The 14,237-nt window shown below is 69.7% G+C and carries 14 protein-coding genes and 1 rRNA gene; 11 read left to right on the top strand and 4 right to left on the bottom strand.

All coding sequences use genetic code 11. The features are described from left to right. Positions 1–2 precede the first annotated feature (2 nt). Genes ABZW60_RS11905 through ABZW60_RS11895 form a run of 3 tightly spaced genes read right to left on the bottom strand, consistent with a single transcriptional unit; the run spans position 3 to position 1,980 of the window. The gene (locus tag ABZW60_RS11905; RefSeq protein WP_355475919.1) at positions 3–521 is read right to left on the bottom strand and encodes a GNAT family N-acetyltransferase; all 519 of its coding nucleotides are present in this window, start codon (positions 519–521) and stop codon (positions 3–5) included. 44 nt (positions 522–565) lie between these two features. After that, positions 566–1,429 carry an RNA polymerase sigma-70 factor gene (locus tag ABZW60_RS11900; protein WP_355475917.1) on the bottom strand — a complete coding sequence of 288 codons (864 nt, stop codon included), beginning with the start codon at positions 1,427–1,429 and terminating at the stop codon, positions 566–568. Beyond that, positions 1,426–1,980: a carboxymuconolactone decarboxylase family protein gene (locus ABZW60_RS11895; protein ID WP_355475915.1), complete on the bottom strand. Its 555-nt coding sequence runs from the start codon at positions 1,978–1,980 to the stop codon at positions 1,426–1,428. The genes ABZW60_RS11900 and ABZW60_RS11895 overlap by 4 nt, the downstream gene beginning before the upstream one ends. A gap of 105 nt (positions 1,981–2,085) precedes the next feature. On the opposite strand from ABZW60_RS11895, the gene argC reads away from it, so the two are divergent. From argC to ABZW60_RS11855, 8 genes are all read left to right on the top strand, one after another. Further along, positions 2,086–3,117: an N-acetyl-gamma-glutamyl-phosphate reductase gene (gene argC / locus ABZW60_RS11890; RefSeq protein ID WP_355475913.1), complete on the top strand. Its 1,032-nt coding sequence runs from the start codon at positions 2,086–2,088 to the stop codon at positions 3,115–3,117. Next, complete coding sequence (gene argJ, locus ABZW60_RS11885) at positions 3,114–4,316, top strand: bifunctional glutamate N-acetyltransferase/amino-acid acetyltransferase ArgJ (protein ID WP_355475911.1); 1,203 nt, start codon at positions 3,114–3,116, stop codon at positions 4,314–4,316. Before argC ends, argJ begins: the two co-directional genes overlap by 4 nt. Then, positions 4,313–5,188, top strand: a complete 876-nt coding sequence (argB, locus tag ABZW60_RS11880; protein ID WP_355475909.1) for an acetylglutamate kinase — start codon at positions 4,313–4,315, stop codon at positions 5,186–5,188. The genes argJ and argB overlap by 4 nt, the downstream gene beginning before the upstream one ends. Beyond that, positions 5,185–6,387, top strand: a complete 1,203-nt coding sequence (locus ABZW60_RS11875; RefSeq protein WP_355475907.1) for an acetylornithine transaminase — start codon at positions 5,185–5,187, stop codon at positions 6,385–6,387. The genes argB and ABZW60_RS11875 overlap by 4 nt, the downstream gene beginning before the upstream one ends. Beyond that, positions 6,384–7,319, top strand: coding sequence for an ornithine carbamoyltransferase (gene argF / locus ABZW60_RS11870; protein ID WP_355475905.1), 936 nt, complete (start codon positions 6,384–6,386; stop codon positions 7,317–7,319). Before ABZW60_RS11875 ends, argF begins: the two co-directional genes overlap by 4 nt. Further along, complete coding sequence (locus ABZW60_RS11865; protein WP_355475903.1) at positions 7,316–7,825, top strand: arginine repressor; 510 nt, start codon at positions 7,316–7,318, stop codon at positions 7,823–7,825. The genes argF and ABZW60_RS11865 overlap by 4 nt, the downstream gene beginning before the upstream one ends. A gap of 10 nt (positions 7,826–7,835) precedes the next feature. Next, positions 7,836–9,263 carry an argininosuccinate lyase gene (gene argH, locus ABZW60_RS11860; RefSeq protein WP_355475901.1) on the top strand — a complete coding sequence of 476 codons (1,428 nt, stop codon included), beginning with the start codon at positions 7,836–7,838 and terminating at the stop codon, positions 9,261–9,263. A 168-nt stretch (positions 9,264–9,431) separates the two neighbouring features. Further along, a complete protein-coding gene (locus ABZW60_RS11855; RefSeq protein ID WP_355475899.1) occupies positions 9,432–10,118 on the top strand; it encodes a DNA-3-methyladenine glycosylase in 687 nt (228 codons plus the stop codon). On the opposite strand, the gene ABZW60_RS11850 is transcribed toward ABZW60_RS11855, so the two are convergent. Next, positions 10,115–11,062, bottom strand: coding sequence for an LLM class flavin-dependent oxidoreductase (locus ABZW60_RS11850; protein WP_355475897.1), 948 nt, complete (start codon positions 11,060–11,062; stop codon positions 10,115–10,117). The two genes, ABZW60_RS11855 and ABZW60_RS11850, sit on opposite strands and share 4 nt — an antisense overlap. A 109-nt stretch (positions 11,063–11,171) precedes the next feature. Here ABZW60_RS11850 and ABZW60_RS11845 point away from each other — a divergent pair, with 109 nt between their 5' ends. The 3 genes from ABZW60_RS11845 to ABZW60_RS11835 form a co-directional block, all read left to right on the top strand. After that, on the top strand, positions 11,172–12,209 hold the full coding sequence (locus ABZW60_RS11845; protein ID WP_355475895.1) for a phosphatase domain-containing protein: 1,038 nt from the start codon (positions 11,172–11,174) through the stop codon (positions 12,207–12,209). A 60-nt stretch (positions 12,210–12,269) separates the two neighbouring features. After that, positions 12,270–13,562 (top strand): tyrosine--tRNA ligase, encoded by a 1,293-nt coding sequence (gene tyrS / locus ABZW60_RS11840; protein ID WP_355475893.1) that lies wholly within the window; start codon positions 12,270–12,272, stop codon positions 13,560–13,562. A 582-nt stretch (positions 13,563–14,144) separates the two neighbouring features. Further along, positions 14,145–14,237, top strand: a 16S ribosomal RNA gene (locus tag ABZW60_RS11835); the annotation flags it as partial.

Below are 14,237 nucleotides of genomic sequence, written 5' to 3'. Positions count from 1 at the left end.
CGCTAGAGATCCAGGACGAGCATGATCTCGTCGCGGTAGTCGTCGGGGGCCACGCGGACGGCGCGCGGATGCCGGCCGACGACGCGGTAGCCGAGCGGGCCGTAGAACTTCTCCAGGCCGAGGCCGTCGCGGATCGTCAGCTGCAGCTGCTCGAGACCGAGGTCGACGGCGGATCCGCGCAGCCCTTCCATCAGCATCCGGCCCGCGCCGGTGCCCTGGCTGTCCGGGTGCACCATCACCCGGAGCACGGTGCGCCAGTGCGCCTGGAGGTCGCTGCCGCGGCTGACCAGCATGCCCATCCCGACGTACCGCTCGCCGTCGTGCAGGACACCGAGCAGGTCCAGCCCGGCCGCGACCCGCCCGAGCGCGCCGTCGAGGTTCTCCGCGATCTTCCCGACCGGAGCCGGCGCGGTGTATCCCACCGCGCCGCCCGCGTTCGTCGCCGCCACCCACGTGTCCAGCAGGTCCGCCCGCAAGCCCGGTCCGAGCGCCTCGTCCGGGTCCGCCACCAGGTACTTCACCGCACCTCCATCTGCGACTGAGTTGCAGATAGTCTACGGCGCGATCACCGCACCTGGCGCAGCTTGTCCGGGTTCCGAATCAGGTACAGGTCGCTGATCAGGCCGTCGGTGACCTCCAGGAACGCGACCGTGTCCGGCTCGTCGCCGTCGTAGGCGATGTACGCGACCTCGCCGTTCAGCGTGCCCATCCGGATCTCGAACCCCGGGTTCTCCGCGATCACCGCGAACAGCCAGCGGGCGATCTTCTCCGCGCCCTGGATCGGCCGCAGCGCGGCCCGCTTCTTGCCGCCGCCGTCGCTGATCAGGACCGCGTCCGGCGCGAGCAGCGCGACCACCTGGTCGAAGTCGCCCGACCCGGCGGCCTGCATGAACCGCATCGTCAGCTCGTCGTGGCTCGCCTTGTCCACGTGGTGCCGCGGCTGCCGTGCGTGCACATGGTTGCGGGCCCGGTGGGCGAGCTGCCGGACGGCGGCCTCCGAGCGGCCGAGCGTGTCCGCGATCTCGTCGTACGGCAGGTCGAAGACCTCGCGCAGCACGAACGTGGCGCGCTCGAGCGGCGAGAGTGTCTCGAGGACGACGAGCATCGCCATGCTGACCGAGTCCGCGAGTTCCGCCGCGGCCGCCGGGTCGTCCTCGTCGGTCGCCAGCGGCTCGGGCAGCCACGGTCCGACGTACTGCTCGCGGCGCGCCTTCTGTTCTCGCAGCCGGTTCAGCGCGAGCCGGGTGGTGATCCGGATCAGGTACGCCCGGACGTCGCGGATGTCGTCGTGCTCGATCGCGGACCAGCGCAGCCACGCCTCCTGGACCACGTCCTCGGCGTCGGACACGCTGCCCACGACCCGGTACGCCGCGCCGACCAGCACGGCGCGGTGCTCGGCGAACTCCTGGGCGAGTTGGTCGTCGGTCACCGGGCCGGCCTCAGTTCGCAGTACTCCTTGAAGCCCTGGCTGGTGAGTCCCAGCGCGGAATTGACCCGGGAGCGGTAGTTCTCCAGCGCGACGATCGCGGTGAGCTCGACCAGCTGCTCCTCGCTCAGGTCCTGCCGCAGCCGCTCGACCTGCTCGTCGGTGACTTCCGGCGGGGTCGCCGTCATCGCCTCGGTGTAGTCCATCACCGCGCGCTCCAGATCCGTGTAGACGTCGCTGTCGCGCCACCTTGGCACATCGTGCAGCTTCGCCGGGTCGACGCCCTGGTGGTGGAACTCCCAGTAGCCGAAGTCCATGCACCAGCTGCACCCGATCCGCGCCGACGCCACCATCACGGCGAGCGCCTTCAGCTCCGGGGCGAGCGCCTTCCACCGGGCCGCCGTACTCTCCAGCAGCGTCGTCGACAGCAATACCCGCCGGTTGTGCAACGCCACCTTCACCGGATCCGGCACCTTCCGGAACTTCCGCCGGCTCACCCACTCCACCATCCGCACCGTCAGCGACCTTCGATGCACCATCCCGACCCGCGCCATGTCACCCTCCGGAGTTCGTCGTCATACCCTGGACACGCCCCGGCAGGTCAGATGTGACATCACCAGCTGTTGGATATTCATGCGGAACCTGGCATACTCATTCACATGAGTGTGACGGTGGCGGTGGCCGGAGCCAGTGGGTATGCGGGGGGTGAGCTGCTCCGGTTGCTGAGTGGCCATCCGGACGTGGAGATCGGCGCCCTGACCGCCGGCGGGAACGCCGGTACGGCGCTGGGCGTGCACCATCCGCACCTCGTGCCGCTGGCCGGGCGTGTCCTGGTCGAGACCACGGCGGAGAATCTCGCCGGTCACGACGTGGTGTTCCTGGCCCTGCCGCACGGACAGTCCGCCGCCATCGCCGAGCAACTCGGCGCTGACGTCACCGTGATCGACTGCGGCGCGGACTTCCGGCTGACCGAGGCCGAGGTGTGGACCGAGTTCTACGGCGGCGAGCACGCCGGCTCGTGGCCGTACGGACTGCCGGAGCTCCCAGGACAGCGGGACAAGCTCCGCGGCTCGAACCGGGTCGCCGTACCCGGCTGTTACCCCACCGTCTCCACGCTGGCCATGCTGCCGGCGGTGCAGAGCAAGCTCGTCGACCCCACCCAGCTGGTCGTGGTCGCCGTCAGCGGTACGTCGGGCGCGGGCAAGGCCCCGAAGACGCACCTCCTCGGCGCCGAGGTGATGGGATCCGCGTCGGCGTACGGGGTCGGCGGCGTCCACCGGCACACGCCGGAGATCGAGCAGAACCTCTCGCCGTACGCGGACCAGCCGGTGAGCGTCTCGTTCACGCCGGTGCTCGCGCCGATGGCCCGCGGCATCCTCGCCACCTGCAGCGCACCAATTGCCGACGGCAGCGACTACGCGTCGCTCCGGAAGGCCTACGAGGACGCGTACGCCGACGAGCCGTTCATCCACCTCCTGCCCGAGGGGCAGTGGCCGCAGACGCAAGCCACCCTCGGCGCGAACACCGTGCAGCTGCAGGTCGCCCTCGACCAGCGCACCGGCCGCGCCGTCGTCGTGGCCGCGATGGACAACCTCACCAAGGGCACCGCCGGCGCCGCCGTGCAGTGCATGAACCTGGCCACCGGTCTCGACGAGACCACGGCCCTGCCTCTCGTAGGAGTAGCCCCGTGACCGTCGCAGTGACGCCGGACACCCAGGTCGATCGGAGCGCCGGTGTCACCGCGCCGGCCGGCTTCCGCGCGGCCGGGGTGATCGCCGGGATCAAACCCGCAGGTACGCCGGACCTCACCGTCGTGGTCAACGACGGCCCGCACGACGTCGCCGCCGGCGTCTTCACCACCAACAAGGTGAAGGCCGCGCCGGTGCTCTGGTCGCAGCAGGTCCTGACCGCCGGTGTTCTGAAGGCCGTCGTCCTGAACTCCGGCGGCGCGAACGCCTGCACCGGGCCGGAGGGTTTCCAGGACACGCACAAGACCGCGGAGAAGCTGGCCGAGGTGCTCGGCGTCGGTGCCGCCCAGATCGGTGTGTGCTCGACCGGCCTGATCGGCGAACGCCTCCCGATGGACAAGCTGATCCCGGGGATCGAGACCGCGGTCGGAGCCCTCGGCGCGACGACCGGCCACGACCTGTCGGCCGCAACCGCCGTGATGACGACCGACAACGTGCCGAAGCTGGGCGTCCTGCGGCACCCGGACGGCTGGAGCATCGGCGGGTTCGCGAAGGGCGCGGGCATGTGTGCGCCGAACATGGCGACGATGCTGAGCGTGATCACCACCGACGCCGTCCTCGACCAGCCGCACCTCGACCACGCGCTGCGGAACGCGGTCGACAAGACCTTCAACCGGCTCGACGTCGACGGCGGTACGTCGACGAACGACACCGTCCTGCTGCTCAGCTCGGGTGCGTCCGGCGTCCCGGTGACGCCCGAGGCGTTCGAGGCCGCGCTCACGGACCTGGCTGCTGACCTGGTGAAGCAGTTGCAGGCCGACGCCGAGGGCGTCACGAAGCACGTGAGCATCACGGTGCAGGGCGCCGCGACCGAGGCGGAGGCGCTGGCCGCCGCCAAGATGGTCGCCGAGGACAATCTGTGCAAGACAGCGTTCTTCGCCTCCGATCCGAACTGGGGACGGATCGCGATGGCGGTCGGCAACGCGCCCACGGCGTTCGACCCGGCGCTGCTCGACATCACGCTGAACGGCGCCGCCATCTGTGTCGCCGGCGGCAAGGGCGTCGACCGGTCCGAGGCGGATCTCAGCGGTCTCGAGATCGACGTGGTGATCGACCTGCACGCCGGCGAGGCGTCCGCGACGGTCCTCACCACGGACCTCTCGCACGCATACGTCGAAGAGAACTCGGCGTACAGCTCATGATCTTCCCGGAAGCGGTCGAGAAGGCCGCCGTACTGACCGAAGCGCTGCCCTGGCTGAAGCAGTTCCACGGCAAGACCGTCGTGGTGAAGTACGGCGGGAACGCGATGGTCGACGAGAAGCTCAAGCGCGCGTTCGCCGAGGACATCGTGTTCCTGCGGTACGCCGGTGTGCGGGTCGTCGTCGTGCACGGCGGCGGGCCGCAGATTAGCGACATGCTCGGCCGGCTCGGCATCGACAGCGAGTTCCGCGGCGGGCTGCGGGTCACCACGCCCGAGGCGATGGACGTCGTCGGGATGGTGCTGGTCGGCAAGGTCGGCCGGGAGCTGGTCGGGCTGCTGAACGCGCACGGCCCGTTCGCGGTCGGGATGTCCGGCGAGGACGCGGGCCTGTTCACCGCCGAACGCCGTACGGCGCTGGTGGACGGCGAGCAGGTCGACATCGGCCTGGTCGGCGACGTGGTCGAGGTCCGGCCCGAGGCGGTGATCGACCTGATCGACGCCGGCCGGATCCCGGTGGTGTCGACGATCGCCCCGGACGAGGACGGCCAGGCGCACAACGTGAACGCGGACACCGCGGCCGCGGCACTGGCCACGGCGCTCGGTGCGGAGAAACTCGTCGTGCTGACCGACGTCGCCGGGCTGTACCGGAACTGGCCGGACAGCGACGAGATCATCACCCAGATCGACACCGCCGAGCTGGCCCGGCTGCTGCCGTCGCTGGCCTCCGGCATGGTGCCGAAGATGGAGGCCTGCCTGCGCGCGGTCGAGTCCGGGGTCTCCCGGGCGACCGTGATCGACGGCCGCGTGCCGCACTCCTTGCTGCTCGAGATCTTCACCGACGCCGGAAGTGGAACCCAGGTGATCCCGTCATGACCGAACTGCTCACCGTCGACGGCACGCAGGCGGCTTTGACGTCTCGCTACTCCGGCGCCCTGATGAACACCTTCGGCGCGCCGAAGCGGGTGCTGGTCCGCGGCGAGGGCGCGTACCTGTGGGATGCCGACGGCAACAAGTACCTCGACCTGCTCGGCGGTCTCGCGGTGAACTGCCTCGGCCACGCGCACCCGTTCGTCGTGTCCGCGGTGACATCGCAGCTCGCCACCCTCGGCCACGTGTCGAACTTCTTCGCCTCCGCACCGCAGATCGCGCTGGCCGAGAAGCTGCTCGGCCTGTTCGACGTCCCGGGCAAGGTGTTCTTCACCAACTCCGGCACCGAGGCGAACGAGGCGGCGTTCAAGATCACCCGGCGCACCGGCCGGACCAAGATCGTCTCCACCGTCGGGGCGTTCCACGGGCGGTCGATGGGCGCGCTCGCGGTGACCTGGAAGCCCGCCTACCGGGAGGCTTTCGCGCCGCTGCCGGGCGACGTCGAGTTCGTCCCGTACGGCGACGCCGACGCGCTGGCCGCCGCGGTCGACGACGAGACCGCGGCTGTGGTGCTGGAGCCGATCCAGGGCGAGAACGGCGTCGTCGTCCCGCCGGCCGGCTACCTGCAGGCGGCGCGGCGGATCACCTCCGAGCACGGCGCGCTGCTGTGGCTCGACGAGATCCAGACCGGCATCGGGCGGACCGGGACCTGGTTCGCCTACGAGACCGAGGGGATCACGCCGGACCTGGTGACGGTGGCGAAGGGTCTGGGCGCCGGGATCCCGATCGGCGCGTGCATCGGCCTCGGGGCGGCCGCCGACCTGCTCCAGCCCGGGAACCACGGGACCACGTTCGGCGGCAACCCGGTCGCGGCGATCGCCGGGCTGGCGGTGCTGACCGTGATCGAGCGGGACGGCCTGCTCGCCCAGGTGAATGCCGTCGGCAACCACCTCGCGTCGTCGATCATCGCGCTCGACCACCCGCTGATCGCCGGTGTCCGCGGCCGCGGACTGCTGCTCGCGATCCAGCTGACCGCGCCGGTGTCGGACCAGGTGGCGGCGCTCGCGCTGGACGCCGGTTTCGTGATCAACAACCCGGTCCCGGACGCGTTGCGGCTGGCGCCGCCGTACATCCTCGGCAAGGCTGATGCCGACAGCTTCGTCGCGGCCCTCCCGGGGCTGCTCGACCAGGTGGAGGTTCCGTGACGGTCAGACACTTCCTGCGGGACGACGACCTGTCGCCGGTCGAGCAGGACGAGGTGCTGACGCTGGCCGCGCAGCTGGCGGCGGACCGGCACGGGCACCAGCCGCTCGCGGGTCCGAAGACCGTCGCGGTGATCTTCGACAAGTCGTCGACCCGGACGCGGATCTCGTTCGCGGTCGGGATCTCCGAGCTGGGCGGCGTACCGCTGGTCATCGACGCGCAGACCTCGCAGCTCGGTCGCGGCGAGCCGATCGCCGACACCGCGCGGGTGCTGGACCGGCAGGTCGAGGCGATCGTGTGGCGGACGTCCGGCCAGTCGCGGATCGAGGAGATGGCGGCCGCCTCGGCGGTGCCGGTGATCAACGCGCTGACCGACGAGTTCCACCCGTGCCAGATCCTCGCCGACCTGCAGACCGTGCGGCAGCACAAGGGGTCGACAGCGGGGCTGAAGCTGGTCTACCTCGGCGACGGCGCCAACAACATGGCTCACTCGTATCTGCTCGGCGGCGCGACCGCGGGCATGGACGTCGTGATCGGGTCCCCCGAGGACTACCAGCCGGACCCGGACGTCCTCGTGCGCGCGGCAGCGATTGCGGAGACCACTGGCGGATCGGTCGGCTGGAGCTCGGATGCTGTCGCGGCCGTCGACGGAGCCGATGTCGTCGCTACCGACACCTGGGTGTCGATGGGCCAGGAGGCGGAGGCGGCCGACCGTGAGGCGCCGTTCGTGCCGTACGCCGTGACGGCGGAGCTGCTCGGCAAGGCGAAGCCGGACGCGATCGTGTTGCACTGCCTGCCCGCCTATCGTGGCAAGGAGATCGAGGCGGCCGTGATCGACGGGCCGCAGTCGGTCGTCTGGGACGAAGCCGAGAACCGGCTGCACGCGCAGAAGGCGCTGCTGTCGTGGTTGCTGGCAAGGAGTTTCTCGTCGTGAGCATCGCGGTACCCACCACCAAGACGGCCCGTCAACAGCGGATCGTCGACCTGCTCGGGCGGCAGCCGGTGCGGTCGCAGACCGAGCTGGCCGACCTGCTCGCCGCGTCCGGGCTGGTCGTCGGGCAGGCGACGCTGTCCCGCGACCTGGTCGAGATCGGTGCGGTGAAGGTCCGCGACGCGTCCGGCCAGCTCGTGTACGCCGTACCGGGTGAAGGTGGTGACCGCACGCCGCGCGCCGGTGAGGCCGCCGCGTTCGAGGCCCGGCTGGCGAGAGTGGCGTCCGAGCTGCTCGTGTCCGCCGAGGGCAGCGCCAACCTCGTCATCCTGCGCACGCCGCCGGGAGCGGCCCAGTACTTCGCGTCGGCGATCGACCACGTGGGACTGGACGACGTCCTCGGCACCATCGCCGGCGACGACACCGTGATGGTCGTCTCCCGCAACCCCACCGGCGGCCCGGAGCTGGCCGCCCGTTTCCTGTCCCTCGCCGCCCGCGAACCGAAGTAGAGGAAGTGTCTTGAGTACTGGAGAGAGCGGCGCCCGGGAGTCGGCCTTGTGGGGAGCCCGGTTCTCGGGCGGACCTGCCGATGCGCTCGCGGCGCTGAGCAAGTCGACGGACTTCGACTGGCGCCTGGCGCCGTACGACATCGCCGGCTCGAAGGCGCACGCCAAGGTGCTACACCGCGCGGGTTTGCTGACGGACGAGGACCTGGCCGCGATGCTGGCCGGTCTCGACGGGCTGCTGGCCGACGTACTGTCCGGCGAGTTCCTGCCCGCCGCGGAGGACGAGGACGTGCACACCGCGCTGGAGCACGGTCTGCTCGTCCGCCTCGGCGCCGAGCTGGGCGGACGGCTGCGTGCGGGGCGGTCGCGGAACGACCAAGTCGCCACGCTGTTCAAGAGCTACCTGCGCGAACACGGCCGGATCATCGGGCGGTTGCTGCTGGAGCAGGTGAACACGCTGGCGGACCAGGCTTCACGGCATCTCGGTGTCGCGATGCCGGGGCGTACGCATCTGCAGCACGCGCAGCCGGTGCTGCTCTCGCATCATCTGCTCGCCCACGCCTGGCCGCTGATCCGGGATTTGGACCGGCTGGCCGACTGGGACGCGCGGGTCGCGGCGGATTCGCCGTACGGCTCGGGCGCGCTGGCCGGGAGCTCGCTCGGGCTCGACCCGGTCTTCGTCGCGCACGAGCTGGGCTTCACGAACTCGTCCGCGAACTCGATCGACGGGACGTCGGCGCGGGACTTCGTCGCGGAGTTCGCGTTCGTCACCGCGCAGATCGGCGTCGACCTGTCCCGGCAGGCCGAGGAGGTGATCATCTGGGCGACGAAGGAGTTCGGGTTCGTCGAACTGGACGACGCGTTCTCGACCGGGTCGAGCATCATGCCGCAGAAGAAGAACCCCGACATCGCGGAGCTCGCCCGCGGCAAGGCGGGCCGGCTGATCGGGAACCTGAGCGGCCTGCTGGCGACGCTGAAGGCGCAGCCGCTCGCGTACAACCGGGACCTGCAGGAGGACAAGGAGCCGGTCTTCGACTCCATCGACACCCTCGAGGTGCTGCTGCCGGCCTTCACCGGCATGATCCGCACCCTCCGCTTCAACGCCGACCGCCTGGAAGAACTGGCCCCCCAAGGCTTCTCCCTGGCCACCGACATCGCCGAATGGCTGGTCCGCCAGAAGGTCCCCTTCCGCGTCGCCCACGAACTCGCCGGCGCCTGCGTCCAGGAATGCGAAAAACGCGGCATCGAACTCTGGGACCTCACCGACGACGACCTGGCCGGCATTTCCCCCCACCTCACCCCCGAGGTCCGCAGCGTCCTCACCGTCGACGGCTCCCTCGCGTCCCGCAACACCCGAGGCGGCACCGCCCAACCCCGCGTAGCCGAACAACTGAAAGAACTCCGCGCCCGCACCTCCGAACACACCACCCGCCTGGCCTGACGGCAGGCACCGGCGGTTCGCCGGCGATTCGGGGCGACCTGAGACAGGTAATGGGGTCTGGAGACCTGCTATTCCCTGTCCCAGGTCACCAGGTCCGGTCTCCGGTCGGTGCTCTCGCCCACCCGGCCGAGGGGCCGGCCTGCCTAGCGGTCGCCTAAGGTGCTGCGCATGCGTCGTTCTCAGCTGGCGGGTCCTGTGTTGGAGGTGGCGCCGCGGCTGTTGGGGATGGTGCTGCGCAGCACCACCGACGAGGGCACGGTTGCTGTCCGCCTGACCGAGGTCGAGGCGTACGACGGCCCGAACGACCCCGGCTCGCACGCCTACCGCGGTGAGACCCCGCGGAATGCGGTCATGTTCGGCCCGCCCGGCTTCCTCTACGTGTACTTCACCTACGGCATGCACTTCTGCATGAACGTCGTCGCCGGCCCCGACGGCGTCCCCTCCGCTGTCCTGCTCCGCGCCGGCGAGGTGATCGAAGGCCTCGACCTCGCCCGCGCCCGCCGCGGCCACCCGGCCGAGCAGAAGATCGCCGTCAACCAAGCAACCGGACTCCGCCCGGGCGTCCGCAAAGGCCCACTCCCCAAACGCCCGACAAGCAATCCTGACCGCGACCTCGCCCGCGGTCCGGCTCGTCTCTGTGTTGCCCTCGGCATCGGACGCGAGGGCAACGGCGCCGACCTGCTGGCCGAGACCTCGTCCATCCAGCTTCTCGACGGCCCCGGCTTCGACGGCGAACCCGCCACCGGCCCCCGCGTCGGCCTCCGCGAAGCACCCGACCACCCGTGGCGTTTCTGGATCCCGAACGACCCGACGGTCTCGCCCTACCGCCCGCACGTCCCGAAGAAGCGCGCCTAGCGGTTCGCCAGCTCGAGCACGTAGTCCAGCTGCGGCAACCCGTGCTCGACCTCCGGATCCGGGAACAGCCCGACGTGGTGCACCCCGGCCGCCTCCAACCCGGCGATGTGCGCGGCCGCGTCGTCGAGCGTGCCGATCGCCCCGATCGCGGTCCACCAGTCCGCCGGCATCCCGACCAGCCCCGCCTCGCCGGACGCGTCGTACAGCGCCTTCATCTCGTCGAAGAACGGCAGCGCGGTCAGCTGCGGCGGCCGGTCGCCGATCCGCGACCCCAGCCACGGCGCCGTCCACTCGTACGCCGTCTTGCGGTCCTCGCGCACGCACATCGACGTGAACACAGCGACCACGAACCCCTCGGGCGACCCGGCCTGCTCCACCGACTGACGCACGTACGCCGCGGTCGCGGGCTCCGCGAGCACGACGCCCCCGGCCACCCGCCCCGCCAGCGCCATCGACTTCGGCCCCTGCACGCCGAGCAGGATGGGTGGTACGTCGGCCGGCGGCGCGTCCAGCTTCACCTTGTCGAGGAAGACGGTCGTGCCCTCGACGCTGACCTCCTCGCCACGCAACAACCGGGTGACGCTGGTCGTCACCTCGTCGAGCGCCGTCAACGGCGACTTCGGCCGGACTCCCATCTGCCCCATCCACGCCTGCACGCCGTGACCGATGCCCGGCAGGAACCGCCCCGGCCCCAGAGCCTCCAGCGTCGCGAACTCCATCGCCGTCACCGCGGCCGTGCGGGCCACGGCCGGGACGATCCCGAGCCCGACCGTCAGCCGCTCGGTCGACGTCAGCGCGGCCGACACCAGCGACGGTCCGGCGGTGAAGAAGCAGTCCTCGATGATCCACAGCTCGTCCGCACCACCGCGGTCGAGCCGTCGGGCCACGTCGGTCACGAGCGCGGCCGGGTACGTACGCGGGAAGCACATTCCGAGAGCGGTCATGCAGAGACGGTAGGCGACGCGACCGACAGTTCGTGAAGGACGCGTGAAAGCTGTCCGCGGACCGCGAGGCAGGGCGACTAGCGGCCCGTGCGACGGGTAGGTTTCTGGTATGGCCCGTCCGCACTACTCGTCCCGTCTCGAGGACTGGTTCAACGTCGGGGTGCAGGCGGTGCTTCGGCGTCGTGGCTGGCAGGAGCGGATCATCCCGCAGGTCGGCTACGGCACCACCGAGTTCGTCCGGGTGCTGGCGCGCGTGGTGCTCGGCCGCGATCCGCGCAACCAGCCGCGGTACGACGAGGACCAGGTGGTGCGTGGCTGGCGCGTGTTCGTGACCGCGCCGGCGACCAAGGTGCCGGTCACCGTGACGGTCAGCGGGCAGACGTTCGAGACGGTGACCGATCGCGGCGGCTTCATCGACCTGAATGTGCCGGTGGTGCTGCCCCCGGGGTGGCACGAGGTCGTGCTGGGGGTGCGCGGCGACCGGCAGGCACGGGCGCGGATCTTCGTCCCGGACCCGGAGGCCACGTTCGGACTCGTCAGCGACATCGACGACACGGTGATCCTGACGATGCTGCCGCGTCCGCTGATCGCGGCCTGGAACACGTTCGTCCGCGACGAGCAGGCGCGACGCGTCGTACCGGGAATGGCCGGTCTGTACGAGGAGCTGCTGGCGGACCACCCCGGCGCGCCGATGTTCTACCTGTCCACCGGGGCGTGGAACACCGCGCCGACGTTGACCCGTTTCCTGGCCCGGCACGGGTACCCACTGGGGCCTTTGCTGATGACGGACTGGGGGCCGACGAACACCGGCTGGTTCCGCAGCGGCCAGGAGCACAAGCGGACCGCACTGCGCCGGCTGGCCCGTGAGTTCCCCAACGTGCGGTGGGTGCTGGTCGGAGACGACGGCCAGCACGACCCCCAGTTGTACGGCGACTTCGCGCAGACACACCCGGACCACGTGCTGGCCATCGGCATCCGCCAGCTGACCCCGGCCGAGCAGGTCCTGTCGCACGGTCTCCCGGTGCCGAACACGGACCCCGGCGCGCACGACCCGCACAGGCCGACCGCGGTCACGGTGCAGGGACCGGACGGACACGCGCTGCGCCCTCAGCTCCGGTCGGTGCTGACTCGTCCTGAACCCACCTGAGTCGCGGCAGGCCGCCGTACAGGACACTGGTAGCGACCGACGTACTCGAGGAGAGAACTAGTGACCGAACGCCGCACTCAGGTGCTTGACGACCTGGAGAGCCGTGGCCTGATCGCCCACTCCACCGATCCGGATGCCCTGCGGGCGTCGATGGCGGCGGGACCGATCACCTCCTATGTCGGGTTCGACCCCACCGCGCCCAGCCTGCACATGGGCAACCTGCTGCAGTTGCTGACGCTGCGGCGGCTCCAGCTGGCCGGTCACAACCCGATCGGGCTCGTCGGCGGCGCCACCGGCCTGATCGGTGACCCCAAGGAGACGTCCGAGCGGGTGCTGAACCCGAAGGACGTCGTCCACGAGTGGGTCGAGAAGGTCCGCGCCCAGGTGGAGAAGTTCGTCGACTTCGATCCGTCGCTGCCGAACCCGGCCCGGATCGTCAACAACTACGAGTGGACCAAGGACCTCAACACCCTCGACTTCCTGCGGGACATCGGGAAGCACTTCCCGGTGAACCGGATGCTCGGCCGTGAAGTGGTGAAGGCCCGGCTGGAGCAGGGGATCAGCTACACCGAGTTCAGCTACGTGCTGCTGCAGTCCCTGGACTTCCTGGAGCTGTACCGGCGGCACAACTGCACGCTGCAGACCGGTGGCAGCGACCAGTGGGGGAACCTGACGGCGGGTGTGGAGCTCATCCGTCGTACCGAGGCCGGCAAGGCACATGCGTTGGCGACACCACTGGTGACCAAGGCGGACGGCACCAAGTTCGGCAAGACGGAGTCCGGCACCGTGTGGCTGGACCGGGAGCTGACGACGCCGTACGCGTTCTACCAGTTCTGGTTCAACAGCGACGACCGCGACGTTATGCAGCTCGTGCGGTTCTACACCTTCCGTACGGCGGAGGAGCTGGCCGCTCTCGAAGAGGCCACCGCGGAACGGCCACAGGCCCGGGAAGCGCAGCGGGCACTCGCGGAGGAGCTGACGACCCTGGTGCACGGGGCCGAGGAGACCCGGCGCGTGCAGGAGGCGTCGAAGGCGCTGTTCGGCCAAGGGGAGCTGGGGTCGCTCGATGGCTCGACTCTGGTGGCGGCACTCCGCGAAGCACCGCACGTGGAGCTGGGCGCCGGCGAACCCATGCCGACGTACGGCGACCTGCTGGTGAAGGCGGGACTGGTGGCGAGCAAGTCGGCCGCGCGGCGCACGGTCGCCGAAGGTGGCGCGTACCTGAACAACGAGAAGGTGAAGGACGCGGAGTACGTGCCGGCCGCGGAGGATCTGCTGCCCGGTGGCGTGCTGGTGCTGCGTCGCGGGAAGCGTTCGTTCGCAGGGGTTCTCGCCGCGCGGACGCAGGGCTGACGGTGCTTGTGTGGGAGTGGCCTCCACTCCCACATCGGGTTGCCGGAGGCAAATTACAGGCCTGTGATTCAGCGCACCGGAAGCCGATTTGACCGGCCACCTGCGGGCCACGTAATCTTCATCTTGTTGGAGCGAGGCGCGGGACGCGAAAGCGGCCGGTCGCTCCGAACCCCCCAAGGCTAGCTGAGCCGAACCGGGTTGTCTGACTCGGGGCGGTAGCTTGGATGCGGGTGGAGGGGTCAGAAAAACTGGGTCTTGACTTGGTGGATCTGCTCCGGTAAAGTACTGCAGGTTGCCCCGGGAGCCTGGCCGAGAGGTCAGTCTGCGGTGTGCGTCCGATTCTTGAGAACTCAACAGCGTGCCGAAAGTCAATGCCGAAAGATGCATTAACCCTGTTCACAGGCGTTGAACGATTTCCCTTGCCCTGGGTCTTTGATCTTGGGGTGTGGGTTGTTGTTTGTCTGTGGATGGATTCCTTTGAAATTATTACGGATGACAAGCCAGTTAAATGGTTTTGTTTCTGATTCAAAGGATCGCTTTTCGATTGTCGACTCTCCAGTTTCGGCTGGTTTGTCATATTTTTCAACGGAGAGTTTGATCCTGGCTCAGGACGAACGCTGGCGGCGTGCTTAACACATGCAAGTCGAGCGGTAAGGCCCCTTCGGGGGTACACGA

This window comes from Kribbella sp. NPDC003557, assembly GCF_040610805.1.
In the GTDB taxonomy this organism is placed as follows: Bacteria; Actinomycetota; Actinomycetes; order Propionibacteriales; family Kribbellaceae; genus Kribbella.
Note: the sequence above shows the minus strand (reverse complement) of the source record. Positions and strands in the feature narration are given on the sequence as shown.

Coding starts and splice junctions, on each gene's coding strand:
- ABZW60_RS11855 (WP_355475899.1), top strand. CDS start 9,432: ATGCGTCGTTCTCAGCTGGCGGGTCCTGTGTTGGAGGTGGCGCCGCGG.
- ABZW60_RS11895 (WP_355475915.1), bottom strand. CDS start 1,980: ATGGCGCGGGTCGGGATGGTGCATCGAAGGTCGCTGACGGTGCGGATG.
- argC (WP_355475913.1), top strand. CDS start 2,086: ATGAGTGTGACGGTGGCGGTGGCCGGAGCCAGTGGGTATGCGGGGGGT.
- ABZW60_RS11875 (WP_355475907.1), top strand. CDS start 5,185: ATGACCGAACTGCTCACCGTCGACGGCACGCAGGCGGCTTTGACGTCT.
- ABZW60_RS11845 (WP_355475895.1), top strand. CDS start 11,172: ATGGCCCGTCCGCACTACTCGTCCCGTCTCGAGGACTGGTTCAACGTC.
- ABZW60_RS11850 (WP_355475897.1), bottom strand. CDS start 11,062: ATGACCGCTCTCGGAATGTGCTTCCCGCGTACGTACCCGGCCGCGCTC.
- argB (WP_355475909.1), top strand. CDS start 4,313: ATGATCTTCCCGGAAGCGGTCGAGAAGGCCGCCGTACTGACCGAAGCG.